Consider the following 26650-nt stretch of genomic DNA (forward strand, 5'->3'; position numbering starts at 1 on the left):
TGCCGGCTCTGCCCCGCGGTGTGCTGCTCCACGTCTTCGTTCTGGTTGTGGGTCATCATCTAATCCTCCCCCCCCCCCCACTACTCCTGCGGTCCCGTCAGCATTTGTCGCCCGTCAAAGCGTCCCGGGGCCGGGCGGCGGCATGGCGTCGAAGTTGCCAGTGACTCCGCGCTTTCCACGTTTCACGTGAAACCGGCCCCATTCCGTTCACGTGACGTGCCCCCTCCCCGCTCATGTGGCCTGTCCCCTCCCCGCGCTCACGTGGCCTGCCCCCTCCCCGCTCACCTGCGGGAAACCACATGACCCGATGCTCGGCGACACGGGACCGCGCCCGGCGACAGCTCAACGCTCAGGCGACGCCACCCAGGCGGCTTCCGCGGCCTCGACCGCGGCGTCCTCCCGCACGGACAGGCCCAAGGACCGCATGCCGCTCGCCAGCGCTGCCAGCGAGGACAGCACCACACCCCGGTCCGCGGCCATGCCGTAGTGGTTGACCCGGATCATCTCCTTGGCCAGCGCGCCCGCCGCCGCCTGTACCGGGACCGACCCGTCGACGGCGAGGGCCGCCGACACGATGTCGCGCGCGTCCACGTCCACCGGGGCCCGCAGCGTGGTGGCCACCGGGGCCGCGTCCTCGTCCCGGACCACGTACGGCGACAGGCCGCCCAACGCCCGCACTCCCGCACGCATGGCCGCCGCTGCCGCCCGGTGCCGCGCGATGACCGCGTCCAGCCCCTCGGCTTCGATGCGGTCCACGGCCTGCTCCAGCGCCAGCATCTCCAGCTGGGCCGGGGCGTGGGGCAAAGCGGTGCGCCCGCCGTCGATCCAGCGTTCCTTCCAGTCGAGGAGCGACAGGTAGGACCGGCGCGGCGCCTGCTCATTGGCGGCGATCCGCTCCCAGGCGCGGGCGCTCACCGACACCGCGGAGACTCCGGCGGGACCGGCCATGGCCTTCTGCCCGCCGATCACGCAGAGGTCGACGCCCCACTCGTCCGTCAGGAGCGGCTCGGCCCCCACCGACGCGACCGCGTCCAGCATCAGCAGGGCGCCGTGCTCGCGGACCACCGCGCCGATCTCGGCCACCGGGTTGGTGTTACCGGTCGCGGCCTCGGCGTGCACCAGGCTGACGAAGTCGATGGCCGGGTGCTCGCGCAGGGCGTCGGCTACCTGCTGCGGGCTCACCGCGCCCGTGAACGGCGCGCTGATCGTCACCACCTCGGCGCCGCAGGAGCGCAGCCAGCCGCCGAAGGTCTCGCCGTACGGCCCGGTGACGACGTTGAGCGCGGTGCTGCCGGGCCGCACCGCGGAGCGGATGCACGCCTCCAGCGGCAGCAGCGCCTCACCCTGCGTGGCCACGACATCGGCACGGGTCCGCATCAGCGCGGCGACCTTGTCCTCGATGCGCGCGAAGTGGGCCGCGCCGAGCGGAGGGAGATCGAGCAGAACCGGGGCGTCGGAGTTCGCGGTGGCGGCGTCGGTCACGGCTGTCACGGTGCCTTTCGAGCGGTGGCGAGCCGCGGTCCGGCGGCTCCTGATGTCTCGCCCCGACTTTACGTCCGCCCGCCTCGCCCCGCCGTAGCCCGGCCGCCGCTTCGGCTTGGGCGGTACCGGGCGCGAATCGGCGATCCCCTTCCCGGTCGGCCCTCCGGCGAGTCGCTGTTTGCGTACGGCTCCCTACGCGAGCACCGGCGAGCCGATCGCCGCGCCGATCCGCCTCTGCTCGTCCTCCGGCAGCCGGCCACCGGCATGCACCATGTGCAGGGCCGTACGCAGCCGCAACCGGTCCTCCGGCGAGCCGAGATACGCCAGGTAGGCGGGAAGGACGACGCCGAGAGCGCGCAGGTCGGACCGGGCGCACCACTGCTCCACCAACGGCCCGAGCAACGCGTCCACAGCCCTCAGCGCGACAACGGTCCGCCGCTCATGGGGCGTCTCTTCGTCCGCCTCGTTCCCTGCCGAGGGTCCGGGCGCGGTCCGCCGTAGTCCGTCCGCGACCGCCAGCCGGGTCCAGTCCCCGTACGGACCCGGGGGAAAGGCGTCGAAGTGATCGACGGCCCGTGCGAAGTGCGCGTACGCCACGGCCGGCGAGCCCAGCTCCTCGTGCACCTGCCCCAGGTTCACGTACAGGGAGGGATAGAAGCTGCGCACGCGGTTGTCCCCCACCCGCTCGGCGCGCATCAGGCACTCCTCGTTCCAGCGCAGTCGTTCCTCGGCCGTGGATTGCCGCCGGGCGAGGTAGTGCGCGGCCACGCATGCTTCGTAGTCGTCCGTCGCGGTGTCCCACGCCTGCCGGAACAGGTCATGGGCCGCGTCGGCCTGTCCCGCGGCCTCGGCTTCCATGCCGCGTACGCACAACCGCACGACCGGGTTCTCGGGGTCCATTCAGGCGCTCCTTCGCAGTAAGGTCGTAAGTCGGCACAAGACCTCGTGAGCCGACACGGGGACTTGTGTACCGGCAAGAAGCCGCACGCCGACGTCGCACGCCGCGCCGCGCCGCGCCGCGCCGCGGCCCAGGATTGCCGTAGCAGTCGCTCGCGCGTGGCCGGAGATCACCCGGGCTCATCCGGCCGAGGCCGGGACGCCGTTCTCCAGTTCCTTGACCGGCATCACCAGCGTGGTGAAGCTGCCTTGATCCGCCGACCGGATCACAACGGGCTGCGCGCCGGTCGACAGCTCCAGGAGCACATCGGGCCCCACTCCCGCGTCCAGCGCGGGCACGATCACGGCGGGGTCGAACCCGATCCGCAGCACCGCCGACTCGCCACCTCCCGGCCGCTCCGGCTCGCCACCTCCCGGCCGCTCCAGCTTTCCTTCCGCCGACAATGTCGCGGTTTGGCCACCTACCGACTCCCCCGGCGTCCTCTCCACCGAAGTGAGCAACCCGGGCAGCAACATGCGATCACCGCCCCCGCCCGACACCACGAGCTCCCGCTCGCCACCGTCCCCGCCGATCTGAATCGTCACCACGGCCCCGGTGGCCCGTCCGGCGAACGCCTCGCGCAGCGCCTGCCGGTCGGTGATGACCCGATGGCGTACGGACGGCAGCGCGTCGAGCATCAACCGGTAGTCAGGGAAGACCCACCCGGCGTCCCCTCCCCGCCCACGTACGGCGATCGGCCGGCACTCCCCGCCCGCGCACAGCCGCGCACCACCGTCCCGGTCGACCTCGATGCCGACTTCGGCATGCCGTACCGCCCAGGCGGCCAGCTCCTTGAGCTCGGCGGCGTCGATGAGCATGTGGCACGGCTCGTCGGCAGGTTCCTCGGTGCGCAGCACCCGTACCGCCAGCCGGTAGCGATCGGTCGCCACCAGCCGAACCTCCTGGCCGTCCAGCTCGACCAGGACGCGACCGAGTACCGGGAACTCGTCCCGGGCGGCTCCGGACGCCACCGCGGGCGCCACTTGCCGCACCGCGCTCGCGAGTTCGGCGCCACCGACGCGCGCCCGGCCGTACCGGCCGACCGCCGCTTGTCCCGAACGTGCGGACAGGGAGTGCAGGACCTCCTCCAGCGCCTCGCGTGCGGCATCCGCCGTCCGGCGCGTCCGCTCCAGGTGTGCGCGCAGCACCGCCCGTGCCTCGTCGTCCGGGCCGTCCAGCACGACGACCGTGTCGGCCAGCCGCAATCCGGCCTCACGGAGCCTGCGCAGCCGTACGGCCCGCGCCACCTGGCCGGTGCCGTACGAGCGGTATCCGGTGAACGGGTCCACCCGCGCCGGGCGCAGCACGCCGCAGTCGTCGTAGAAGCGCAGGGCGCTGGGGGTGAGCCCGACGTGCCGGGCGAAGGCGCCGATGCCCAGGAGTTCGTGGGTGTCGTCCATGGGCCCGATGGTGGACGTTCAACCAACCTGAAGGTCAAGCCCGGTGATCACCGTTATCGCCGGACCGCCGCCCGTCCACGCGCGCGCCCGCCGCGCCCAAAGCCCCGCGCCCGCAGCGCGCCGGACCGCCACCGCGCACCCGGCCGCACCCCGGAATCCCGAGCCCGCGGCCAGGCCCCGCGCCCAGCCCCCCACGTAACCTCACACCCCCGCCACCCGCTCCAGCGCCCGCAGGAACCCGGCCCTCTCCTCCGGCGGCAGCGCCGACAGCAGTTCGGCGTTCGCCTGCCGCGCGGCCTCCGCGCAGCGCTCCAGCAGCCGTTCCCCCTGGGGTGTCATCCGTACGGCGTTCTTCCTGCGGTCCTTTGGGTCGGGCTCGCGCAGCACGTGCCCGTCCGCCTGCAACTCGTTCAGGATGCCGACGACGTCCTTGGGGTCGAGCGCGATGCTCCGTCCCAGCTCGGCCTGCGCGACCGGCTGCAGATCGGCCACCGCCGCGAGCACGACGTGATGCCACATCCGCAGCCCCTCGCCCTCCAGCGCGTCGGCGACCAGCGCCCGGCCACGCGCTGCCGCCCGCCCGAGCAGCCAGCTCGGCAGCGTACGGATCCGACTCGGCACCGGCGGTTTCTCGACCATGCGGGCAGCCTATCCAAAAACCATTGGCAGCCCCAACGAATTGGTCTACCGTTGGCACTCCCAACGATTAATCCGTCATCCACCTCCCGGGAGGCACCCTTGCGCCGCCTGCGCCACCTGTCCGGTCACCTCGTCACCGAAGAAGCCCCCGTTCCCGTGCCCGGCCCCGGCGAACTCCTCGTTCGCACGGAAGCGATCGGCGTCACGCTGCCCGTCGTCCGCAAACTGCGGGAAGGAGGCGCGCCGGAGTCCTTGGGGGGCGAGGTCGCCGGAACCGTGGAGGCCGTCGGCCCGGACGTCACCGCGTACGCGCCGGGCCACCGCGTCACGGGCCTGTGCTTCGGCGACGCCTACGCCGAGTACACGCTGCTCAACACGGCCATGGCGTCCGTCATCCCGGACGGCGCCGACGCCGTCGACGCCGTGGCCCTGGTCCGCGGCGGCCTGGTCGCCCTCGGCGCCCTGGAGGCCGCGCGCCCCCGCCCCGGCGAGTCCGCGCTGATCACCGCCGCGGCCGGCGGGGCCGGCCACCTCGCCGTCCAACTCGCCCGTACGCGCGGCGCCTCCCGCGTCGTGGCCGCGGTCGGCGACCCGGACGCCAAGGGCGACTTCCTGCGCACGCTGGGCGCCGACGAGGTGATCGGTTACGACGACGCCGACTGGGGCCGCCCGGTCGACTACGCACTGGACGCGGTCGGCGGGGACGTACTCCTTCCGGCCGTCCGCGCCCTGGGCGACGGCGGCCGGCTGATCGCCTACAGCTCCGGGGGCGGCATGATCTCCGCATACGACCTCCTCGTCGGGGCACGGACGGTGTCGGGGTTCCAGATCGGCCGGATCGCCCGGGAACAGCCCGATACGTACACCGCCTGGCGCGCGGAACTCTGGCACCTCTTCGCCACCCGCGCGGTACGCCCCGTCATCGCCGCCGCGCTCCCCCTCGCGTCCGCCGCCGACGCCCACGCGCTCATCGAAACCCGGGCCAACCAGGGCAAGGTCGTCCTCGTCCCGTAAACGATGAGCGCGAAAGCGCACACAGATGACGGACACCGACACGCGAAGCCTCACACGCACAACGCCCCAGCCACGCGAAATCACACACGCACAACGGACGCAGCCACGCGAAGCCGCAGACACACGACGCACGCGGACACGCGAACGCACGCGGATGCCCGACGTCACGCGGACAGACGCGGCAGGCGAGCCGCTACGACAACCCCGCGCCCAGCCGGGCGAGGGCGGCAGCCTCCCGACTGCCCTCCTCGGCGCTGAACACGTGCACCACCAGCCCCGTCTCACCGGGCGCCGCCGGTACGTGCAACGTCTCGTAGTCCAAGGTGAGCAGCCCTGCCACGGGGTGACGCAACCGTTTGCGCCCCGCCGCGCACATCACGACCTCGCCGGTCGCCCAGATCCGCCGGAACTCGGCGCTGCGCTCGCACAGTTCGGTGATCAGCGCGGCCAGCTCCGCGTCGCCGGGGTAAAGCCCGGCGGAAACCTGCAGCTGGCCCGCGGCTTCCCGGGCCCGGTCCTCCCACTCGGGATGGACGACGCGGGAGGCGGGATCGAGGAAGAGGAACCGGGCGTTGTTCCGGTCGCGGCGGCCGGGGTCGGCCAGGCCGCCGATCAACTCCGCGCCCAAACCGTTCCAGGCCACCACGTCGAGCCGGTGGTTCGTGGCGAGCGCCGGGAACTGCGTCAGTGCGTCCAAAACCCGTCGCAACATGGGGCTCACGCGTGCCCTCGGCGCCGGGTCGTGCCGGGCGCCGACCAGGGTGGCGAGGTGCCTGCGCCCGGACGCGTCGAGGCGCAGCGCCGCGGCGAGCGCGTCGATCACCTCGGGGGATGGCTGGGTTGCCCGGCCCTGTTCGAGACGGACGTAGTAGTCCACGCTGATTCCGGCGAGCTGCGCCACCTCCTCGCGGCGCAGCCCGCGCACCCGCCGCCGACGGCCACCGGCGATCCCGACATCCTCTGGTTGCACGCGTGCCCGGCGCGCACACAGGAAGTGCCCGAGCGCCCGCCGGGCGTCACCGAGGCCGTCCGTACGGTCGGGCCCGCTCGGCCGCCCATCGACAGCGCTCGACGCGCGGTTGCCGGCACCGTCCCCGGCCTCGCCCGCGTACTCAGCCTCGCTCGCGTCCCCGACCTCGTCCCACACGCCGTCCACGCGCCCGAGTTCGTCCACACGCTCGATCTCGTCCACGCCGTCCATGCGGTCAAGTATGCGTGGCCCTGGCAATACCAGGATTGTCCTTCCGTGACCGATCAGGGTGCTGGCTGCCGCGTCGTCCCCGGGCGATCGTGAGCGCATGCCTACGGAAACCACCTCGCAGCAGCCGAAGAAGATCCTCGTCGTCAGCGCCCACCCGGAACCCCGTTCGCTCAACGCCGCCCTGACCACCTTCGCGGTCGAGCACCTGCGCGCGGCGGGGCACGAGGTGCGGGTGTCCGACCTTTACGCGATGAAGTGGAAGGCGGAGGTGAACGCCGACGACTTCCCCGACCATCAGGCGGATCGGCGACTGGACGTGCTCGCCGCCCAGGGAGAGGCCACGTCGGCGGGTCGGCTGACGCCCGATGTCGCGGCCGAGCAGGAGAAAGTGCGCTGGTCGGACGCGGTGATCCTGCAGTTCCCGCTGTGGTGGTTCTCCATGCCCGCGATTCTCAAGGGCTGGGTGGACCGGGTGTTCACCAACGGGTTCGCCTACGGCCCGGACGTTCCCCCGCCCTACAGTGAGGGCGCCCTGGCGGGACGGCGGGCGCTGCTGTCGGTCACGATCGGTGCTCGCGAGTCGTCGTTCTCCGACCGGGGTATCCACGGGCGGCTCGCGGACGTCCTCCACCCGGTGCAGCACGGCCTGTTCTGGTTCGCCGGCATGGCGCCGCTGGATCCGTTCGCGGTGTACCGCAGCATCGATCTGTCGCGGGAACGGTTCGCGATAGCGAAGCAGGAGTACGGGCGTCGGCTCGACGGGCTCTTCACCGACGAACCGGTCCCGTTCCGGACGCTCGTCGGCGGCGACTACGACCACGACATGCGGCTGCTGCCGGGCGTGGAGGCGCCGGGCACGAGCGGGCTCGATCTCCACGTCCACCCGCGCGCCTGACGCGCGAGGCCGAGGGTGGGCGACACTGACACGGTGACGAGTGACGCCCACGCACAGGAACCGGCCGCGACCAGCGGGAATGCCGTCCCGACCGATCCCGGCGGCCTTACGGAGGGCCTCGCCGACGGCCTTACGGACGGCCTTACGACCGGTCTCACCGTCGGCCGCACGGCGGCGCTCGTCGGGGTCAGTGTGAAGACGCTGCACCACTGGGACGCGATCGGCCTGGTGCGCCCGAGCGGTCGCACCTGGGCCGGGTACCGGGTGTACTCCGGCGATGACGTGGCCCGGATCCACCGGGTCCTCGTCTACCGGGAGCTGGGCTTCCCGCTCGCCGAGATCGGCCGGATCCTCGATGACTCGGCCGCCGGTGCGCGCGATCACCTGCGCCGGCAACGCGCACAGCTCGTGGAGCGTATTTCCCGCCTGCAAAGGATGGTTTCCGCGGTCGACCGCATGCTGACGGCGTCGAACACCGGCATGCGGCTGACCCCGGAGCAGCAGGTCGAGATCTTCGGTGACGACTGGCAGCCCGCCTGGGTCGAGGAGGCCGAGAACCGCTGGGGCGACAGCCCGCAGTGGGCCCAGTACGCCGAACGGGCCGCCGAGAAGACGCCGGAGGACTGGAAGGACATCGCGGCCACGACCCACGCGTTGAACGCCGACTTCGCCACCGCGAAGAACACCGGCGTCACACCCGGCTCCGAGACGGCGAACACCCTCGCAGAGCGACACCGCGCGCTGCTCTCCACGTACTTCGACTGCACACACGCGATGCACGTGTGCATCGGACGGACCTACATCACCGAACCCGGATACGCCGAGCACTTCGATGCCGTCTCACCGGGGCTCACCACCTGGCTGTGCGACGTGATCTTCGCGAACGCCAAGGCACACGGCGTCGACCCGGACTCCGCGGTGTGGGAGTGAGGCCGCCGACGGCGATGCCGCATCAGCCGCATGCCCGCACGTCCGCCTGCACGTCCGCCTGCACGCCGCTTGCCCGCCTGCTCGCACGTCCGCATGGCATGGCCGGTCGCTTGAAAGGAGAACGGTGGAACCGGCCACGTCCGTATTCCGTTGGATCGCCGTTCGACACGCTGGGTTTCACCAGCCGATCGACCTCGGCGAGGGTGAAGATCGTCGCTGGGGTTTCTCTGGTTGTCTCACGGCTTGGCGGGACAGTCCTGTCTCACGGCCGTGTCACTTCCTCTGCGGCGATGCGGGGCCGGCGATATCTCGCTGGCCCCAAGGAATCATCGCTCGTGGTGATCCGGCTTCATGATCCCGCTTCTCCAGCACGCGGACGGAGGCCGGGTTCGACAGCTCCACCTTGGCGAATACGGTATGAACGCCGGGGGCGGTCAGGGAGAACTCGGCGAGAGCCCCGGTGGCCTCGGGGGGATAGCCCCGGCCGCGGCGGGAAGCCACGATGCCGTATCCGATTTCGAGGGTTCCCTCACTGGGGGGCCAGAACAGGCCGATAGAGCCCACGACCAGGCGACTGTCGCGCTCGATGACCAAACGGTGGCCGTACTCGCCGAGCCAGTCGGGGAACTGGCCGAAGAGGCCCGCGATGACGCGGTCACCTTCGGCGGGGAAGTCGTCCGCCCAGTGGGCCGACCTGGTTTCGTCGAGGACCGCGGTGGCCTCGGCCATAGTCCAGGGCCGAAGAACGAGGCGGTCGGTGGTCAGCTGAATGTGGGCTGATGAAGTGGAGGAAGTCACGTGTCATTCCCGGCCGTTGGAACGACCGAGCCGCGCTCTGCTAACGCGCGGGTCAGACAAGGGCATGCTGAAGACGGCCAACGGCGGCCATATTCATCAGCCTCCCTGTCTCTTGATCACGCACCTCTCGTGCTGGCGTGACGCTAGCAACCCCTCCCTGGCCTGGGCAAAGCGTTTTTTGGTCGGGACCAGACTTCCGGATGGCGGCGGCCACGCGTTCGCCGACGGGAGCACACCAGCCACGCTTTCACTCGAATGAGTTACGGCAGCGACCTGCGAATCTCAGCTCGGTGTCGGATTCGACTCCCATCCGACATCGATCGTGAGATTCCGACACGAGATTTGAGAGCCTACACATTTCCTGTAGGGTCTCATCGCTCGTGACACCTGCCGATGCCGTGGCCTGGGGTTTCTATGGTTGTCTCGCGGCTATGCCGGGCCTTCATGCCTCACAGCTGTGTCATCTCCTCAGCGAGAGTCTCCTTGGGTGGCAGTCACATGCCCCTTCTGCTGGGATCACCACTGGGTGGGTTGACGCGCAACGGCACGCCCACCCCACTACTGCATCAGAGCTGAAGGGTGTCCGCTGCCGAGGGAAGTCGGCTCTGGATCAAGAGACTCAGCCGTCGGCGGCCAGCATCACCGCTAAAAGCGGAAGCCACGGACCCTACGACCCAGTAGTCAGCACCTGTGCGGTTCGAGAGCAAGCCGTTGTTGTCAACGACCTCGCCTTCGAGGGTGGGAAGGTTCCCCATGACATCGGCGTAGCCATCAGGTTGGCCAAGCCGTTCACCACGGCTCCGCACCACCTCGATCACTTGCGGCAGGACTCGGTGCAAGGCAACCGCGCCACTTCCCTTCTGAATAACATAACTCGATGAATGCTCGAACGGTTCAGGCATAACCCTCTTAATTCCTGACCAATAGGCGTTGATGATCACCGCAATGTCTGAGGCGCTGGCCCTTTTAAGAGTGGGCATATCGAGCACCGGCTTGAGAGATCGGGCAAACTGCGGCTTCGGGATGGTCACCCCATCACCCCTAACCTTGCGCTTGTTGGGCTCTTGGAATCTCCCCTGCCAAGGACCATCGAGCTTCTCCAGCTCGTCCACCACAGCGTAAGCGCGCGTAATCCAGTCCCTGTCCTCAGCCGCAAGCATCTCCCGGAGTTCGGGGTCTTCCTCAGCCATCTTGGTCAGCAACTGCCATGCGAGGTCAGTCTTGACACTGGCAGCATTTGTGTTGACCTCGTAGAACTCCCGCATTTCCTGTCCTTGATCGAGGCCGATGGTGACGCTGATGGGGACTGGGAAGTCCTCAAACTCATCTAGTTCCTGAAGTAGTTGATGCAAGCCGCCTGCGCGATGCTGCCCGTCATAAATCCACAGTTGCATGTCATTCGCAAACTCGATGCGCCCGGTGCCGATCCAGTTACTTCCCTCGATAAGGGCAGTTTCATAGCCGACCTTTCCCTCATCCACCACCACGACCGCCTGCTCGTTATCTAGGTCCGCCTTTCGGATGTTGATCAACAATGGGTTCGGCATCCGGCCACCCTTGTCGGAGTAGTACTGGGCTGCCTTGCGAACCCGTGCTGCGATGGGCGCCCGTTGGTATCCATCACCGGTATCCGCGACAAAAATGTCGACCGCCTGGTGATCCGACAGAGTGGCCGCCTCGGTGAATCCTTGCAGCATCGGAGTACCCCTTTGGACGCAGAGCGCTCCTGAGATTCGCACCACTCCAGCACGCTGAACAGCCATCTCACCCTCCCCTGAGAAAAGTAGGGCAGTCCAGAGCTGGCCTGCCTCAATCATGAGGCTATGGCAGACCTGAGAATCAGATCCGGAGAAGAGATTTAATCTTCAGATCTGCGCACCTGACATTCATTTAGGTCACCACACTGATCAGGTTTGACCGGAACGGAGACCTTCTGGACCGCAGCTGACACGCGCCGTCCGAAGGAGGTCAGTTTCATAGCTCGGCCGCGTTCGGCTCGCTCAAACAAGGGTTGACCAAAATCCCGTTCGAGGCGGTTGATCTGAGTCACCAGCGCAGACGGGTTGATACCCAGGGCCTGGGCGGCCTCGCGCATTCTCGGGTAGGCGGTGGCAGCCAGAAAGCGATCGAGTCTTCGCCGCGCGTAAGGGCTGGTGAGTGCCTTCCGCAGGACGGCCGGGCTCTGTGCGGCCTCGTCGGGAACGCGGAGGGCTGTGTCGTGGCTTCCGCCGCCCCGGGCCCGGAGAGGGATGCGGTGCGTGTGGGCCCAGCGGGCCATGTTCGTGGTACTCATGCCGGTTTCGCGGGCGAGATCGGGCAGGATCCGGCGATGGTGGACGTACTGCTCGATGAGCCAGTCCCGTTCGATGGCGCCGCGGCGCTTGTAGTCCTGGGGGCCCTCGCGGAGCGGGATGCCGTACTCACGGGCGAGACGTGCCAGCACCTGACGGGAGAAGCCGTTGAGGGTGGCGATCTGCGGAGGGACCGGTGTTCGTCGAGGTAGAGCTCTGCCGGGCTTGCTGCCGGATGCGGTATGTGGCTCTGGCGGTGTTCTTCGTCAGCGGTAGTGCGGGGGCTGGATGTTCGTCGAGGACATGCCGGATGGCCTCGACAGTCGTGCCCAAGACTTGGGCGGCGTGCTGAACGGGGTGCTGGCGTTCTCGGACGAGCTGGTGCAGGCGGGGTAGGTCGACGTGCGTCAAATCGGATCGATCCGGGAAGGGAGAGTTCCGCCAGCAGGGCGGTGCGAGGTTGCCAGATCACGGGCTCGTCGTCGATGTGGTGCGAGGCCAGGAAGCCGAGGGCTTCCTGCTCAAGGGCTTGTGCGAGTTCGCGTGTCTGCAGTGCGGTGAACCGCAAGGACGTCGCCCGGAACTCCGCACTGTCGAGCCCACCCAGATCGTCGGGGGGCGGACTCGGCAGGCAGGCCGCTGAGGCGCCGGAAGAGCTGGCTGCGGGCCATGCGTTCGCGCCGTCCGGTCCCCGGTGGTGTTCCGGTGCGGCGGCCGATCTCCAGCCAGCGGTCATAGGGAAACAGGCCGGTATAGTCCAGGAACCGGCGTCGGCCGTAGTCGGTGGGATGTCATCGGCGTCGAGGTGGTTGGCGAGCCGGTCCAAGGAGATGCGGCTGTCGGGGATCAGCAGCAGGGCAGCGAGCACGAGTGCCAGGGTCCACGCATGAATTCTTTCGGGCGGTGTGAGCCGGACTGTCCAGGACGGCCAGAACATCGTGGGGATCTTCCCGGCTCACTGCTCGATGTCCCAAGTGGTCCTTGCCTGTCGACGGCGAGTCTCGGCCGTGACGCGGTAGCGGAGGTGCTCGCTGGGACGGAGGGAAGAGGCGAGGGCGGCCAGGTGCACGGACTGCAACACCGGGCTGATGCCCCGGCTGGTCACCGGGATCTGCGTGAGTTCCTCGCGTACTGCCTCCAGCAAACCGCGCAGGGCCTCGTCGGCCGGATGGATTCCCGGCTGCTCCAGGATGCCCAGGGCCATGGTGACCGCGACGTCTGACCAGCGGCTTTCAAGCTGTCTCGCAGCGATGACACACGGCTCAGTCTTACGAAACGTGGCACTTCCTCAGCGGCTTTGCGAGGATTCAGGCCCCCGACCTGCGCGTCTCACGGATATGCCGTCATGCGCCAAGAACGAATGAGTCTGTGCCACGGAATCTGAGATTCCACGACCCCCATCACGTCTGCGCCATATCCACAAACCGCGAGTAGTGCCCCTGAAAGGCCACGGTAATCGTCGCCGTCGGACCGTTACGGTGCTTGGCCACGATCAGGTCCGCCTCGCCGGCGCGCGGTGACTCCTTCTCGTAGGCGTCCTCGCGGTGCAGCAGGATGACCATGTCCGCGTCCTGCTCGATCGAACCGGACTCACGGAGGTCCGAAACCATCGGCTTCTTGTCCGTACGCTGCTCGGGTCCACGGTTGAGCTGCGACAGGGCGATGACCGGCAGTTCCAGTTCCTTGGCCAGCAGCTTGAGGTTCCGGGACATGTCCGAGACCTCCTGCTGACGGCTCTCGGCCCGCTTGGAGCCGCCGGACTGCATCAGCTGCAGGTAGTCGATGACGACGAGCTGCAGGTCGTTGCGCTGCTTGAGCCGGCGGCACTTGGCGCGGATCTCCATCATCGACAGGTTCGGCGAGTCGTCGATGTACAGGGGGGCGGCCGAGACGTCCGGCATCCGCCGGGCCAGGCGCGTCCAGTCCTCGTCGGTCATGCTGCCGGAGCGCATGTGGTGCAGCGCCACTCGGGCCTCGGCGGAAAGCAGGCGCATCGCGATCTCGTTGCGGCCCATTTCCAGCGAGAAGATGACACTCGGGAGATTGCTTTTGATCGAACAGGCCCGTGCGAAGTCCAGCGCGAGGGTGGACTTACCCATGGCCGGGCGGGCCGCGATGACGATCATCTGGCCGGGGTGCAGGCCGTTGGTCAGCGAGTCCAGGTCGGTGAAGCCCGTGGGCACGCCCGTCATCTGGCCCTGGCGCGACCCGATCGCCTCGATCTCGTCGAGCGCGCCTTCCATGATCTCGCTCAGCGGGAGGTAGTCCTCGCTGGTGCGCTGCTCGGTGACGGCGTAGATCTCCGCCTGGGCGCTGTTGACGATCTCGTCGACGTCGCCGTCCGCGGCGTATCCCATCTGCGTGATGCGCGTGCCCGCCTCGACGAGGCGCCGCAGCACCGCCCGCTCGTGGACGATCTCCGCGTAGTACTCGGCGTTGGCGGCCGTCGGCACCGTCTGGACGAGCGTGTGCAGGTACGACGCCCCGCCGACCCGGCCGATCTCGCCGCGCTTGGTCAGTTCGGCAGCCGTCGTGATGGGGTCGGCCGGCTCGCCCTTGGCGTAGAGGTCGAGGATCGCCTGGTAGATGAGCTCGTGGGCCGGCCGGTAGAAGTCGTGGCCCTTGAGGACCTCCACCACGTCGGCGATGGCGTCCTTGGACAGCAGCATGCCGCCGAGGACGGACTGCTCGGCGTCGAGGTCCTGCGGCGGTACGCGTTCGAAGCCGCCGCCCGACCAGCCGCCCTCCTCGTCCCCGCGGTCGTGCCGGTCCTCCCGGCCGCGGAACTTGCCCTCGCCGCGGCGGGACCGCGCGGCGGGCAGCCGGTCGCTGGGGCCGGAGACCGCCCAGGGGTCGTCCATGGGCTCGGGAACGCTCACCCCGGCACCTCCTCCCGTCCGCGACGCGGACCTTGCTGCGCGGTTCTTTCTTACGGCACGGCTCTGACAATCGAGTGGCCGACTCCGGTCACGGCGCGTCGAGGACGCGGGGGAAAATCTCCGACGAAACGGGAGTGGCGCCGGACCACGGTAGGCCCGCGCGCACCGTGCGCCAATCTGGTTATCCACAGGCCATGTGGATGAGCGACCCGAACCTGTGGAGAAGTCCCTCGATCCTGTGCACGGCACGGGGGACACAGTTGTGGACAAGGCCACAATCGAACTCCCTCGCACCCTCTGACCTGCGCTTTCGTCATCCATAGGCTGTGGGGGAGAAAAAGTTCGGGAACCTGTTCAAGATCACGACAAACGGCGCGGAGGAGAGCACGCACCGTAGCGTCCCGTAATAGTCACTAGTGCATTGCAGCACTTACCTGTGGAAGATTAGATTAGGCACATGACTCAGGCACCCGCGACGCCGCGGAGATCCCCTCGCCGCCACGACCGCGAGATCCTCGCACTCGCCGTGCCGGCCTTCGGCGCGCTGGTCGCCGAACCCCTCTTCGTCATGGTCGACAGCGCCGTCATCGGCCACCTCGGCACCTCCCCGCTCGCCGGCCTCGCGGTCGCCGCCGCCCTGCTGACCACCGCCGTATCGATCTTCGTCTTCCTCGCCTACGCCACCACCGCCGCGGTGGCCCGCCGGGTGGGCGCCGGCGACCTGCCCGCCGCTCTCCGGCAGGGCATGGACGGCATCTGGCTCGCCCTCCTGCTCGGCGCGGCCGTCATCGCCGTCGTCCTGCCCACCGCGCCCTGGCTCGTGGAGCTCTTCGGCGCCTCCGGCACCGCCGCCCCCTACGCCGTCACCTACCTGCGCATCAGCGCCCTCGGCATTCCGGCGATGCTCGTCGTGCTGGCCGCCACCGGTGTGCTGCGCGGTCTGCAGGACACCCGGACGCCGCTGTACGTCGCCGTCGGCGGGTTCTCCGTCAACGCCGTACTGAACGTGGCACTCGTCTACGGCGCCGGGCTCGGGATCGCCGGGTCCGCCTGGGGCACCGTCATCGCGCAGTGCGGCATGGCCGCCGTCTACCTCACCGTCGTGGTGCACGGCGCCCGGCGCCACGGTGCCTCGCTCCGCCCCGACGCCGCGGGCATCCGCGCCTGCGCGCAGGCCGGGGCGCCACTGCTGGTCCGTACGCTCTCGCTGCGCGCGGTGCTGATGATCGCCACCGCGGTGGCGGCCCGCCTCGGTGACGTCCCGGTCGCCGCCCACCAGGTCGTCAACAGCCTCTGGAGCCTCCTGGCCTTCGCCCTGGACGCCATTGCCATTGCCGGCCAGGCGATCATCGGGCGCTATCTGGGGGCGGGGGACGCGGCCGGGGCCCGCGCCGCCTGCCGCCGGATGGTCCAGTGGGGCGTCGCCGCGGGGGTGGTGCTCGGCCTGCTGGTCGTCCTCGCCCGTCCCCTGTTCATTCCGCTGTTCACCTCGGACCCGGCCGTGAAGGACGCGTTGCTGCCCGCCTTGCTGATCGTCGCCGTCACCCAGCCGGTCGCCGGTGTCGTCTTCATTCTCGACGGGGTCCTGATGGGCGCCGGGGACGGCCCCTATCTGGCGTGGGCGATGCTGGCGACGCTGGCCGTCTTCGCTCCGGTGGCGCTGCTGGTCCCCGTGGCCGGCGGGGGATTGACCGCTTTGTGGTGGGCCATGGCATTGATGATGACCGTGCGCATGGTGACGCTCTGGCTGCGGGCCCGGTCCGGGCGGTGGATCGTCACCGGAGCTTCGCGTTGAGTCTGTCCGGACGTGGGGCCCCGTGTTGATAATGACCGTGTGCGCCCGCTTCTCAGGAAGATCGTATTGTCCCTGACGCTGATCGTCGTCGGGGTCACCGTCATGACGGCGTACACCGCGCGGATCGAGGAGAGCGACGTCCCTCCGCACATCCTGAGTCACGACGCCTACGGCAAGGCCGGCAGCGCCGATCAGGACCCCGAGGACCAGGACCCGGCCGCGACGGCGCCCGCTGGTGAAGGGAACGCCTACACCCCGCGCCGGACGGAGCAGAACGCCCGGGTCGGCACGCTCTTCGAGAAGGACGACTCCGGCGACCACTTCTGCACCGCCAGCGTGGTGCAGAGCCCCCGCCGGAACATGCTGATCACCGCCGCTCACTGCGCGTTCGACAGCTCGGCCGGAAAGCCCGTGGACGATCTGGTCTTCGCGCCCGACTACCGGGAAGGCGATGAGCCCACCGGTCTATGGAAGGTCAAGAAGGTCGTCGTCGACGACCGCTGGGCGGCTTCGCAGGACGAGGACCTGGACGTCGCCTTCCTGATCCTTCAGGACAAGGACGGAGAGCAGATCCAGGACGTGCTCGGAGGCAACACGCTCGGCATCAACCGAGGATTCGAGAACGACGTCAAGATCACCGGCTACCCCTCCGACAGCGACACCCCCATCTCCTGCCACAACCGCACGACCAAGTTCAGCGACACCCAGATGCGGATCAAGTGCACCGCCTTCGCCGGCGGCACCAGCGGCAGCCCCTGGCTGGCGGACTACGACCCCAAGAGCCACACCGGCACGGTGATCGGGGTGCTGGGCGGCTACGAAGGCGGCGGCAACGAGGACGACGTGTCGTACGCGGTGTACTTCGACGACGACATCGCCAAGCTCTACCACCGGGCCCAGCAGGAAAGCTGATCGAAAAACACCGAGGGCCGCATCCCTGTGGGGATGCGGCCCTCGGCACGCGTGGTCACGCTGAACGCTGTGCCGCAAGGTGCTGCGGCACCGCGGTTCAGGCGGCGACGACCTCGACGCCGACCTTGGCGACGACCTCGGTGTGCAGACGCACGGACACCTGGTGCGAGCCCAGGGTCTTGATCGGCGAGCCGAGCTCGACGCGGCGCTTGTCCACGTCCGGACCACCGGCGGCCTTGATCGCCGAGGCGATGTCGGCCGGGGTGACGGAGCCGAACAGGCGGCCGGCGTCGCCGGCGCGCACGGCCAGCTTCACGCTGACGCCCTCAAGCTGGCCCTTGATCTCGTTGGCCTGCTCGATCGTGGCGATCTCGCGGATCTTGCGACCGCGACGGATCTGCTCGACGTCCTTCTCGCCGCCCTTGGTCCAGCGGATCGCGAAACCACGCGGGACCAGGTAGTTGCGGGCGTAACCGTCCTTGACGTCAACGACGTCACCGGCGGTGCCGAGGCCGGAGACCTCGTGGGTGAGGATGATCTTCATGAGTCGGTCACCCTTCCCTTATCGCGCGGTGGAGGTGTAGGGCAGCAGCGCCATCTCACGGCTGTTCTTCACGGCCGTGGCGACGTCACGCTGGTGCTGGGTGCAGTTGCCGGTGACCCGGCGGGCACGGATCTTGCCGCGGTCGGAGATGAACTTCCGCAGCAGGTTCGTGTCCTTGTAGTCGACGTAGGAGATCTTCTCCTTGCAGAACACGCAAACCTTCTTCTTAGGCTTGCGAGCAGGCGGCTTCGCCATTGTCTCTCTCCAATGAATTCAAGAAGTTTGTGCTGACGCCCTCGGTCCACGAGCCGCCGATCGCCGTTTCACGTGAAACAGCGGTTCCCGTGGCGCACGTTTCACGTGAAACCACGGACCGCGGCTCGCCACGGACCTAGAAGGGCGGCTCGTCCGAGTAGCCGCCGCCGGAGCCGCCGCCCCAGCCACCGCCGCCACCCTGATGGCCACCGCCGGCGGGACCGCCGGTCGCCCACGGGTCGTCGGCAGGAGCGCCGCCCTGCTGACCGCTGGGGCCGCCGCCCCAGCCGCCGCCGGCCTGGCCACCCTGCTGACCGCCGCCGAAGCCGCCGCCCTGGCCACCCCGGCCACCGGTCTTGGTGACCTTGGCCGTGGCGTTCTTCAGGCTCGCGCCGACTTCCTCGACGTCGAGCTCGTAGACCGTGCGCTTCACGCCCTCGCGATCCTCGTAGGACCGCTGCTTGAGGCGGCCCTGCACGATCACGCGGGTACCCCGCGTCAGGGATTCGGCGACGTTCTCCGCCGCCTGGCGCCACACCGAGCAGGTCAGGAACAGGCTCTCGCCGTCCTTCCACTCATTGGTCTGACGGTCGAAAGTGCGGGGAGTGGACGCGACGCGGAACTTCGCGACCGCCGCACCGGACGGGGTGAAGCGCAGCTCGGGGTCGTCGACAAGATTGCCGACGACCGTGATGACGGTCTCGCCTGCCATTAGGGGAACCTCTCGGCGGGTGTGGCTGCTGGTGTTGCTACTCGGACCCGATTACCGCTGGCGCTGACGCGCTCAGTGGGTCTCGGGACGGAGGACCTTGGTCCGGAGGACCGACTCGTTCAGGTTCATCTGACGGTCGAGCTCCTTGACGACCGCAGGCTCGGCCTGCAGGTCGATGACCGAGTAGATGCCCTCGGGCTTCTTGTTGATCTCGTACGAGAGACGACGACGGCCCCAGGTGTCGACCTTCTCGACCTTTCCGTTGCCCTCGCGGACGACGGAGAGGAAGTTCTCGATCAGCGGGGAGACAGCGCGCTCCTCGAGATCGGGGTCGAGGATGACCATCACCTCGTAGTGACGCATGGTGAACCCACCTCCTTTGGACTCAGCGGCCACGGTCGTTCCGTGGCAGGAGGGTCGTGATGCGTATCCGCGCCCCGTCCGACCAGGCAACCTGGACAGACATGTGCGCAGACCGTACAGAGTACCCGCCAAGAGGCCTCCGGTTGAAATCCAGCCGCCGATCCCCCCAATCTGGAACAGAACGGGTGTGAGCGGCGTTACAGTGCGCCGCCCTTTCTAGGGAGGTGCCACATGGCACACGCAGCCCGGCCGCAGCACGGCCTCGTCTCGTTCCTGAACAGCGATGGCAAGGCCCATCCCGTCGAGAACACCTTCGCGGCGGCGACCCTGGTGCTCGGCCTCATCGCCTTCTTCACCGCCCACTTCCACCACCTCCACCTCCTGAGCTCGTGGACCGGACTGGCGGGGATCATCACCGGCGCCTGGGGCCAGTTCATCTCCGCCACGACAGCCGAACGCTTCGTGCTGGTCATCGGCCTCGGCGCAGCGGGGGTGGGATTCTTCCTCGGCATGGCGCACGGCGGACTCTTCGGTGGCCTGGTCGGCTGACCTGCGGGGCACCTGAGAGGCGGGCGGGCCGTCCGGCGCCCTGTGCACGGCGGCCCGCCCCGGCACGGGGTGCGCCGCCGGCGCGACCGGCGCACGTGCCCGGGCCCACCTCCCCACCGGAGGCGAGAGAGGCACCGCGGGGCCTCCTGGGCCCCTGCGGCCAATCGGGGCGCTCACTTGTCCCAGTAGGCTTCGGCACGAGAGCTGGAGCCCCGATCCTGGGGACAAACCTGCCGAGGAGCGCCCCGCATGAGCCTGACCCTGAGGACCATCAGTCGAGAGCAGCATCTGGCGTACATCCAGAGCCTGCCGGCGGCCAGCCACATGCAGGTTCCGGCGTGGGCCGATGTGAAGGCCGAGTGGCGCTCCGAGAGCCTGGGCTGGTTCGACCCTCAGGGCTACCTGGTCGGCGTCGGCCTGGTCCTCTACCGGCAGCTCCCCAAGATCAAGCGGTACCTCGCGTACCTGCCCGAAGGCCCGGTCATCAACTGGTTCGCCCCGAACCTGGAGGACTGGCTGCGGCCGATGCTCGACCACCTCAAGCGCCAGGGCGCCTTCTCGGTGAAGATGGGCCCGCCCGTCATCATCCGGCGCTGGGACGCCAACGCGATCAAGTCGGGCATCCAGGACCCGGACGTCAAGCGCCTGCGGGACATCGAGGCCACCTTCATCGAGCCGCGCGCCTTCGAGGTCTCCGACAAGCTGCGCCGCATGGGCTGGCAGCAGGGCGAGGACGGCGGCGCCGGCTTCGGTGACGTGCAGCCGCGCTACGTCTTCCAGGTCCCGCTGGCCAACCGTTCGCTGGAGGACGTCCACAAGGGCTTCAACCAGCTGTGGCGCCGCAACATCAAGAAGGCCGAGAAGGCCGGCGTCGAGGTGGTCCAGGGCGGCTACCACGACCTCGCCGAGTGGCAGCGGCTGTACGAGATCACCGCGGAGCGGGACCGCTTCCGTCCGCGTCCGCTCAGCTACTTCCAGCGCATGTGGGCGGCCCTGAACACCGAGGACCCCAACCGGATGCGGCTGTACTTCGCCCGCCACGAGGGGGAGAACGTCGCCGCCGCGACGATGCTGGTCGTCGGCGGCCACGTCTGGTACTCCTACGGCGCCTCCGCCAACCACAAGCGCGAGGTCCGGCCCTCCAACGCCATGCAGTGGCGGATGCTGCGGGACGCCTACGCCCTCGGTGCCACCGTGTACGACCTGCGCGGCATCAGCGACTCGCTCGACGAGAACGACCACCTCTTCGGCCTGATCCAGTTCAAGGTCGGCACGGGCGGCCAGGCCGCGGAGTACCTGGGCGAGTGGGACTTCCCGCTGAACAAGCTCCTGCACAAGGCGCTCGACATCTACATGTCGCGCCGCTGACCCGCACCACTTCCCTGTTCGTCTCACTGCTCCACCGCAGCCACGAGAAAGGTCCCGGGCCCGGCATGGCGCTCACCCTCTACGTCGACACCGCGCGCTGGCGGGCGCACCAGCACAACGTCGTCCAGCAGTTCCCGGGCCTGGTCCCGGTCGTCAAGGGCAACGGCTACGGCTTCGGCCACGAGCGCCTGGCCGAGGAGTCGGCCCGCCTGGGCGCCGACCTCCTCGCCGTCGGGACGACCTACGAAGCGGCCCGGATGAAGGACTACTTCAGCGGTGACCTGCTGGTGCTCACGCCCTTCCGGCACGGTGAAGAACCGGTTCCCCTGCCGGACCGCGCCATCCGGTCGGTCTCCACGGTCGAGGGGGTGTCCGGCCTGGTCGGCGCCCGCGTGGTCATCGAGGTCATGAGCTCCATGAAGCGGCACGGTGTCCACCCCGAGGACCTACCCAAGCTGGCCGCGGCCATCGAGGACGTGCGGCTGGAGGGGTTCGCGATCCACCTCCCGCTGGACCGCACCGACGGCACCAGCGCCGTGGACGAGGTCATCGGCTGGATGGACCGGCTGCGCAACGCCCGGCTCCCGCTGCACACGATGTTCGTCAGCCACCTCAAGTCCGAGGATCTGGTCCGGCTCCAGCAGCAGTTCCCGCAGACCCGCTTCCGCGCGCGCATCGGCACCCGCCTGTGGCTGGGTGACCACGAGGCCACCGAGTACCGCGGCTCGGTCCTGGACGTCACCCGGGTCTCCAAGGGCGACCGCTTCGGCTACCGCCAGCAGAAGGTGGCCTCCGACGGCTACCTGGTGGTGGTGGCCGGCGGCACCTCCCACGGCGTCGGCCTGGAATCGCCCAAGGCGCTCCAGGGCATGATGCCGCGGGCCAAGGGCGTCGCGCGCGCGGGGCTGGCGACCATGAACCGCAACCTGTCGCCGTACGTGTGGGCGGGCAAGCAGCGGTGGTTCGCCGAGCCGCCGCACATGCAGGTCTCCATCCTGTTCGTCCCCGGGGACGCCCCCGAACCGCGGATCGGCGAGGAACTGGTGGCCCACCTGCGGCACACCACGACGCAGTTCGACCGCATGGTGGACCGCTGATACGCGCGAGGGCCCGGCACCGCCGAAACACGGTGCCGGGCCCTCGCGCGTACGCGGGTCCTCAGTCGCCCGTGGTCCCCCAGCGCACCGAGGCGCCCCCTTCCGGGTGCGTGGCACCAAGGGGACCGCGCGGCTTGCGGCGCAGCACGAACACGTCCGGCGCGTGGTCCAGGACGCCGCCGGACGGATCGTCCTCCCCATCCCTGCGGACGCCGTCCCGCTCCGGCATCAGCACGTCGCGGACCACCACCGCGCACAGGTACGCCGTCGCCAGCAGGTGGACGACGATCGCCAGCTGGTAACCCTCGGCGGGCAGCCCCTGGTGCTTGTCACCGTTGCCGGTGTAGGCGAGGTACATCCAGATGCCCAGGAAGTACATGACCTCACCGGCCTGCCAGATCAGCAGGTCCCGCCAGCGCGGCCGGGCCAGCGCGGCGAGCGGCACCAGCCACAGCACGTACTGCGGCGAGTAGACCTTGTTCGTGAGGATGAACAGCGCGACGACCAGGAAGGCGAGCTGCGCGAAACGCGGCCGGCGGGGCGCGTAGAGCGTCAGTGCCGCGATCGCCACGCACCCGAGGGCCATCAGCAGGAGCGCGTAGGTGTTGGCGCCTTCCATGCTGTTTCCGGTGCGCTGGGAGATGAGCAGCCACAGCGAGCCGAAGTCGACGGGCCGCTCCTGGCTGAAGGTGTAGAACTTCAGCCAGCCTTCCCTGATGTGGAGCCCCGACCCGTCGTAGGTGATCATCACCGGCAGGTTGACCACGAGCCAGGCGACCACCGCGCCCGCGACGGCCTTCCAGTACGGGCGCCAGGCGCCGGCCCGCCAGCACAGCACGAGCAGCGGCCCGAGCAGCAGCAGCGGGTACAGCTTCGCTGCGGTCGCCAAGCCGATGAGCACCCCGGCCGCCAGCGGCCGGCTCCGCGACCACATGAGCACCGCGACGGAGGTCAGCGCCACGGCCAGCAGGTCCCAGTTGATCGTCGCGGTCAGCGCCAGGGCGGGCGCGAGGGCCACGAGGAGACCGTCCCAGGGACGGCGCCGGTGGGTGCGGACCACACAGACGGCGATCACCGCGGCGCACGCCATCAGCATGCCGGCGTTCACCAGCCAGTAGATCTGCTCCCGGTGCTGGATGGTGCCGCCTTGCGGGGTCAGCCAGGACGCCACTTCCATGAACAGCCCGGTCAGCACCGGGTATTCGAGGAACTCCATGTCTCCGGGCAGCCGGTCGAAATAGGGGACCAGGCCGTCGGCGAACCCGCGCCCCGCGTACAGGTGCGGGATGTCGGAGTAGCAGGCGTGGATGTACTGACTGGTCGCGCCGAAGAACCACCCGCCGTTGTAGCAGGGCAGCTTCTGCACCATGCCGAGCGCGAACATACCGATCGCCACGAGCCCGACGATCCGTACGGGCGACCACCAGCGGCTGCGGACCAGCGCGCGTCGGCCGATCGGGCCCCCGATCACCTCGCTTCCGGCCGCCGCCACCTCGTCCCGTTGCGTCGGCCGTACGGGCTCGTCCTGTCGCACGCTCGTCATGCGCCCATCCTGCCGTACGGTCCCGGGTCCGAATATGACGAAGCCCCCGCCGGTCGGCAGGGGCTTCGCTCACCGTGGGTGTTTCACGTGAAACGCAGCGTGTTTCACGTGAAACGGTGCGGCGTCAGTTCCACGGCCCTCCGTCCGGTTCCCCGAACAGGTTGCCACCGTCGTCATGGCCCTTCCCCGGAGGATCCGGCGTGCCGGGCGGGGTGGTGGTGGGATCGGGGCTCGGCTTGCCCGTCGGACCGCCGGTGGACGGGTCCCCGGTTTCCTGACCCCGGCATCCGGGGTCCAGCACGGAGCATGTGTCGGTCGGGGTGGGCGATGCGGTGGTCGGGGTGGGCTCGACCGAGTCGGACGGCGTCGGGTCCGGCTCGGCCGGCGGAGCGGTGGTCGCCGACGGCGTCGGGGACGGGCGCATGCCCTCGCCGTACACCAACTGGCCGATTGGCCCCGGCTTGGGGAAGGGCAGGAGCTGCTGGCCCCGCATCGCCTCGGTCATGTAGTCCGCCCAGATACGGGCCGGGAACGACGCACCGTGGATCTTCTTCTCACCACCGACGCCGTACATCTTCTCGAACGTCTGCTGCTTGGCCTGGTCGTTCACCCGCCACATGCCGATCGTGGTCGCGAGCTGCTTGGTGTAGCCCGCGAACCACGCCGAGCGGTTGTCGTCGGTGGTGCCGGTCTTGCCCGCCACCTCACGCCCGTCCGGCAGCTGCGCGGCCGTGCCGGTGCCCTTTTCGACCACGGTCTTCAGGACGTCCGTGACGTTGTCCGCGACCGCCGGGGAGAAGCCGGTCTTCGGCTTGCTCTCGTGCTTGTACTTGGTGACCCCGTCCTTCTCGACGCTCTCCACCGAGTACGGGTCGTTCTGCTGACCGCTGGAGGCGAAGGTGGCATAGGCGCCGGCCAGCCGGATGGCGCTGGGGGAGGAGGTACCGAGCGAGAAGGTCGGCGTGGTCTTCGCCATGCTCTTGTCGTCGCGCAGGCCCGCGCTTATGGCGGCTTCCTTCACTGTCTCGGTGCCCACGTTCATGCCGAGCTGGATGTAGGGCGTGTTGGCCGACACCTGCATCGCCTGGCGCAGGGTGACCTTGCCCTCGTCCTTGTCGCCGTCGTTGCGCTGGTGCCACTCGTTGCCGTCCTTGTCGTGCCAGACGGTGCCGTCGTAATTGAGCAGTGTCAGCTTGTTGTTGCCGTTGTAGACGCTGGCCGGCGAGACCCGGGTGCGGATGGACGGGTCACTGGGGCTGCGCACGCCCTTGTCCATGGCCGCAGCCAGGACGAACGGTTTGAAGGTCGAACCGACCTGCACGCCGGTGTAGTCCGCGTTGTTGGTGTAGTGCTCGGTCGCGTCCTTGCCGCCGTAGATGGCGACGATCTTGCCGGTGCCCGGTTCCACCGACGCCCCACCGAACTGGACGTACTTGTCGACCGCGCGCTTCTCCGGCTTGATGTACTCCTTGGTGATCTTGTCGACGGCCTTTGAGAGCTGGTTGACCTTCTTCTCGTCGAAGGTCGTGTGGATCTCGTAGCCACCCATCTTCAGCTGGGTCTCGGTGATGTCGGTGTTGGCGGTGATGTAGTTGTTGGCCAGGTCGACGAGGTAGCCCTTCTGCCCGCGCAGGTCCATCGCCTTCTGCGGCTTGCGCGGCATGGGGAACTTCGTGATCTTGTCCCGGTCGGCCTTGTTCATGAGCCCGACCTCCACCTCGCGGTCCAGCGTCCAGGCCCAGCGGCGCTCGGCGCGGTCCTGGTTGGTGCCCTTGACCTCCGGGGTGATGTACGGGTCGTAGAGGTTCGGCCCGTTGAGCAGCGCCGACATGAAGGCGCTCTCGCTCGGCGTCAGGTCCTCGCAGTCCTTGCCGTAGTACGCGCGGGAGGCCGCCTGGATGCCGTAGGCGCCCCGGCCGTAGTAGGCGGTGTTGAGGTAACCGGCCAGGATGTCGTCCTTCTCCATCTGGGCGCCGACCTTGATGGAGATGAACAGCTCGGTGATCTTGCGCTTGATCGTCTGCGACTGGTCCAGGTAGGTGTTCTTCACGTACTGCTGGGTGATGGTCGATCCGCTCTGGGTCGTGCCACCGCGCGCCATGTTGAGGACCGCGCGGGCGATGCCCATCGGGTCGACACCGGCGTCCGTACGGAAGGAGGCGTTCTCCGCCGCGATCACCGCGTTCTGCATCGACTTGGGGATCTGAGAGATCGAAACGATCTGGCGGTTGAGCTCACCACCGCCCGCGACCACCATCGGCTTGCCGTTCGCCCAGTAGTAGACGTTCTTCTGGATCTTGGCGGCGTTGTTGGCCTTGGGGATGTCCACATAGGCCAGTGCGATGCCCGAGGCACCGACGAGCAGCCCTATGAAGCCCACACAGGTGCCGACCACCTGCTTCCAGGAGGGGACGAAGCGGCGCCAGCCGATCCGTCCCGCGCGCGGGTAATCGATGAGCCGCTTCTTGGCCGGCTTCCCGCCCCGGCCCCGCCCGCGACCGCCCTCATGGCCGCCGCCTCCGGTACGGCGTCCGCCTCCGCGACCGCCGCGCCCACCATCGGAGGACATCGCGGTCGTGTCCGCCGAGCGCCGCCGTCCCCCGCGCCGCGCGGCGCGCCGGGCCTCCGCCCGGCCGCCGTACGGTGGGGTCTGTTCGTACGCCTCGGGACTTGGAGACGAACCGTGAGTGGGCGCCGCGCGGCGCCCCGATGACTGTTGTGCGGCGCGTCGTGCCGCGGCACGTCCGCCGCCCTGCGGCTGAGGCGGTTTGCGACGGTGCTCGCTCATGGAACGGTTACTCCTCGGACAGGCGCGCCATTTCGGCGCCTGTAGGCGGCAGTTGACTTCGGATCCCCCCGACGCACGACCCGCCTGAGGCTCACGGGCCGCACTGCACCGCGAGCAGGGACGCAACTTCTCGTCCCACGGTTCCCGGCAGTTCGCATGGCGCACAGACTACGCACGGCCAAATCCCACCCACCGCCGAAATTCACTGCAAATCAGTCAGGTTGCGTACGGGGAATCAACGATGTGACGCCGTTCACC

The 26650-nt window shown here is 68.9% G+C and carries 24 protein-coding genes; 8 read left to right on the forward strand and 16 right to left on the reverse strand.

The genetic code is table 11. The features are described from left to right. Positions 1–342: 342 nt before the first annotated feature. The 4 genes from ABZX96_RS32715 to ABZX96_RS32730 form a co-directional block, all read right to left on the reverse strand. Positions 343–1491, reverse strand: coding sequence for an aminotransferase class V-fold PLP-dependent enzyme (locus tag ABZX96_RS32715; protein WP_355551416.1), 1149 nt, complete (start codon positions 1489–1491; stop codon positions 343–345). A 183-nt stretch (positions 1492–1674) separates the two neighbouring features. Next, positions 1675–2382 (reverse strand): hypothetical protein, encoded by a 708-nt coding sequence (locus tag ABZX96_RS32720; protein ID WP_355551417.1) that lies wholly within the window; start codon positions 2380–2382, stop codon positions 1675–1677. A gap of 177 nt (positions 2383–2559) precedes the next feature. Further along, positions 2560–3819: a MerR family transcriptional regulator gene (locus tag ABZX96_RS32725; protein ID WP_355551419.1), complete on the reverse strand. Its 1260-nt coding sequence runs from the start codon at positions 3817–3819 to the stop codon at positions 2560–2562. A 201-nt stretch (positions 3820–4020) separates the two neighbouring features. Continuing rightward, positions 4021–4458, reverse strand: coding sequence for a MarR family winged helix-turn-helix transcriptional regulator (locus tag ABZX96_RS32730; protein WP_355551421.1), 438 nt, complete (start codon positions 4456–4458; stop codon positions 4021–4023). Positions 4459–4557: 99 nt separating this feature from the next. Between ABZX96_RS32730 and ABZX96_RS32735 the strand changes: the two genes are divergently transcribed. Beyond that, positions 4558–5472: a zinc-binding dehydrogenase gene (locus ABZX96_RS32735; protein ID WP_355551423.1), complete on the forward strand. Its 915-nt coding sequence runs from the start codon at positions 4558–4560 to the stop codon at positions 5470–5472. Between the two features lie 193 nt (positions 5473–5665). On the opposite strand, the gene ABZX96_RS32740 is transcribed toward ABZX96_RS32735, so the two are convergent. Further along, entirely contained in the window at positions 5666–6673 is a 1008-nt protein-coding gene (locus ABZX96_RS32740; RefSeq protein ID WP_355551425.1) for a helix-turn-helix domain-containing protein, read from the reverse strand. Positions 6674–6770: 97 nt separating this feature from the next. Between ABZX96_RS32740 and ABZX96_RS32745 the strand changes: the two genes are divergently transcribed. Then, positions 6771–7568, forward strand: coding sequence for an NAD(P)H-dependent oxidoreductase (locus ABZX96_RS32745; protein WP_355551427.1), 798 nt, complete (start codon positions 6771–6773; stop codon positions 7566–7568). 192 nt (positions 7569–7760) lie between these two features. Then, complete coding sequence (locus tag ABZX96_RS32750) at positions 7761–8498, forward strand: MerR family transcriptional regulator (protein ID WP_355551471.1); 738 nt, start codon at positions 7761–7763, stop codon at positions 8496–8498. Between the two features lie 273 nt (positions 8499–8771). On the opposite strand, the gene ABZX96_RS32755 is transcribed toward ABZX96_RS32750, so the two are convergent. The 5 genes from ABZX96_RS32755 to dnaB all read right to left on the reverse strand — a co-directional run bounded on the left by ABZX96_RS32755 (position 8772) and on the right by dnaB (position 14466). Continuing rightward, positions 8772–9296, reverse strand: coding sequence for a GNAT family N-acetyltransferase (locus tag ABZX96_RS32755; RefSeq protein WP_355551428.1), 525 nt, complete (start codon positions 9294–9296; stop codon positions 8772–8774). 566 nt (positions 9297–9862) lie between these two features. Further along, a complete protein-coding gene (locus tag ABZX96_RS32760; protein WP_355551430.1) occupies positions 9863–11113 on the reverse strand; it encodes a DGQHR domain-containing protein in 1251 nt (416 codons plus the stop codon). A gap of 41 nt (positions 11114–11154) precedes the next feature. Then, positions 11155–11739 (reverse strand): LysR family transcriptional regulator, encoded by a 585-nt coding sequence (locus ABZX96_RS32765; RefSeq protein ID WP_355551432.1) that lies wholly within the window; start codon positions 11737–11739, stop codon positions 11155–11157. 803 nt (positions 11740–12542) lie between these two features. Next, positions 12543–12791 (reverse strand): hypothetical protein, encoded by a 249-nt coding sequence (locus tag ABZX96_RS32770; protein ID WP_355551433.1) that lies wholly within the window; start codon positions 12789–12791, stop codon positions 12543–12545. A gap of 196 nt (positions 12792–12987) precedes the next feature. After that, positions 12988–14466: a replicative DNA helicase gene (gene dnaB / locus ABZX96_RS32775; protein ID WP_355551435.1), complete on the reverse strand. Its 1479-nt coding sequence runs from the start codon at positions 14464–14466 to the stop codon at positions 12988–12990. A 457-nt stretch (positions 14467–14923) separates the two neighbouring features. Here dnaB and ABZX96_RS32780 point away from each other — a divergent pair, with 457 nt between their 5' ends. Together ABZX96_RS32780 and ABZX96_RS32785 are read left to right on the forward strand one after the other, a co-directional pair. After that, positions 14924–16261: an MATE family efflux transporter gene (locus ABZX96_RS32780; protein ID WP_355551437.1), complete on the forward strand. Its 1338-nt coding sequence runs from the start codon at positions 14924–14926 to the stop codon at positions 16259–16261. A gap of 66 nt (positions 16262–16327) precedes the next feature. Continuing rightward, positions 16328–17173 (forward strand): trypsin-like serine protease, encoded by an 846-nt coding sequence (locus ABZX96_RS32785; RefSeq protein WP_355551439.1) that lies wholly within the window; start codon positions 16328–16330, stop codon positions 17171–17173. A 97-nt stretch (positions 17174–17270) separates the two neighbouring features. On the opposite strand, the gene rplI is transcribed toward ABZX96_RS32785, so the two are convergent. The 4 genes from rplI to rpsF form a co-directional block, all read right to left on the reverse strand. After that, positions 17271–17717 (reverse strand): 50S ribosomal protein L9, encoded by a 447-nt coding sequence (gene rplI / locus ABZX96_RS32790; RefSeq protein ID WP_355551441.1) that lies wholly within the window; start codon positions 17715–17717, stop codon positions 17271–17273. Positions 17718–17735: 18 nt separating this feature from the next. Further along, a complete protein-coding gene (gene rpsR / locus ABZX96_RS32795; RefSeq protein WP_003978893.1) occupies positions 17736–17972 on the reverse strand; it encodes a 30S ribosomal protein S18 in 237 nt (78 codons plus the stop codon). 136 nt (positions 17973–18108) lie between these two features. Further along, entirely contained in the window at positions 18109–18684 is a 576-nt protein-coding gene (locus tag ABZX96_RS32800; protein ID WP_355551443.1) for a single-stranded DNA-binding protein, read from the reverse strand. Between the two features lie 72 nt (positions 18685–18756). Next, entirely contained in the window at positions 18757–19047 is a 291-nt protein-coding gene (gene rpsF / locus ABZX96_RS32805; RefSeq protein ID WP_003978891.1) for a 30S ribosomal protein S6, read from the reverse strand. A 231-nt stretch (positions 19048–19278) separates the two neighbouring features. On the opposite strand from rpsF, the gene ABZX96_RS32810 reads away from it, so the two are divergent. The 3 genes from ABZX96_RS32810 to ABZX96_RS32820 all read left to right on the forward strand — a co-directional run bounded on the left by ABZX96_RS32810 (position 19279) and on the right by ABZX96_RS32820 (position 22061). After that, complete coding sequence (locus ABZX96_RS32810) at positions 19279–19596, forward strand: hypothetical protein (RefSeq protein ID WP_355551445.1); 318 nt, start codon at positions 19279–19281, stop codon at positions 19594–19596. Positions 19597–19845: 249 nt separating this feature from the next. Then, entirely contained in the window at positions 19846–20964 is a 1119-nt protein-coding gene (locus tag ABZX96_RS32815; RefSeq protein WP_355551447.1) for a peptidoglycan bridge formation glycyltransferase FemA/FemB family protein, read from the forward strand. A gap of 65 nt (positions 20965–21029) precedes the next feature. Next, a complete protein-coding gene (locus ABZX96_RS32820; RefSeq protein WP_355551449.1) occupies positions 21030–22061 on the forward strand; it encodes an alanine racemase in 1032 nt (343 codons plus the stop codon). A 61-nt stretch (positions 22062–22122) separates the two neighbouring features. Here ABZX96_RS32820 and ABZX96_RS32825 read toward each other — a convergent pair whose 3' ends face one another. Both ABZX96_RS32825 and ABZX96_RS32830 read right to left on the reverse strand, forming a co-directional pair. Next, positions 22123–23604 (reverse strand): glycosyltransferase 87 family protein, encoded by a 1482-nt coding sequence (locus tag ABZX96_RS32825; RefSeq protein ID WP_355551451.1) that lies wholly within the window; start codon positions 23602–23604, stop codon positions 22123–22125. Positions 23605–23728: 124 nt separating this feature from the next. Beyond that, positions 23729–26392 carry a transglycosylase domain-containing protein gene (locus ABZX96_RS32830; RefSeq protein ID WP_355551453.1) on the reverse strand — a complete coding sequence of 888 codons (2664 nt, stop codon included), beginning with the start codon at positions 26390–26392 and terminating at the stop codon, positions 23729–23731. Between the last annotated feature and the right edge of the window lie 258 nt (positions 26393–26650).

The sequence above is a fragment of the Streptomyces sp. NPDC003077 genome, from assembly GCF_040611095.1.
Lineage (GTDB): Bacteria > Actinomycetota > Actinomycetes > Streptomycetales > Streptomycetaceae > Streptomyces.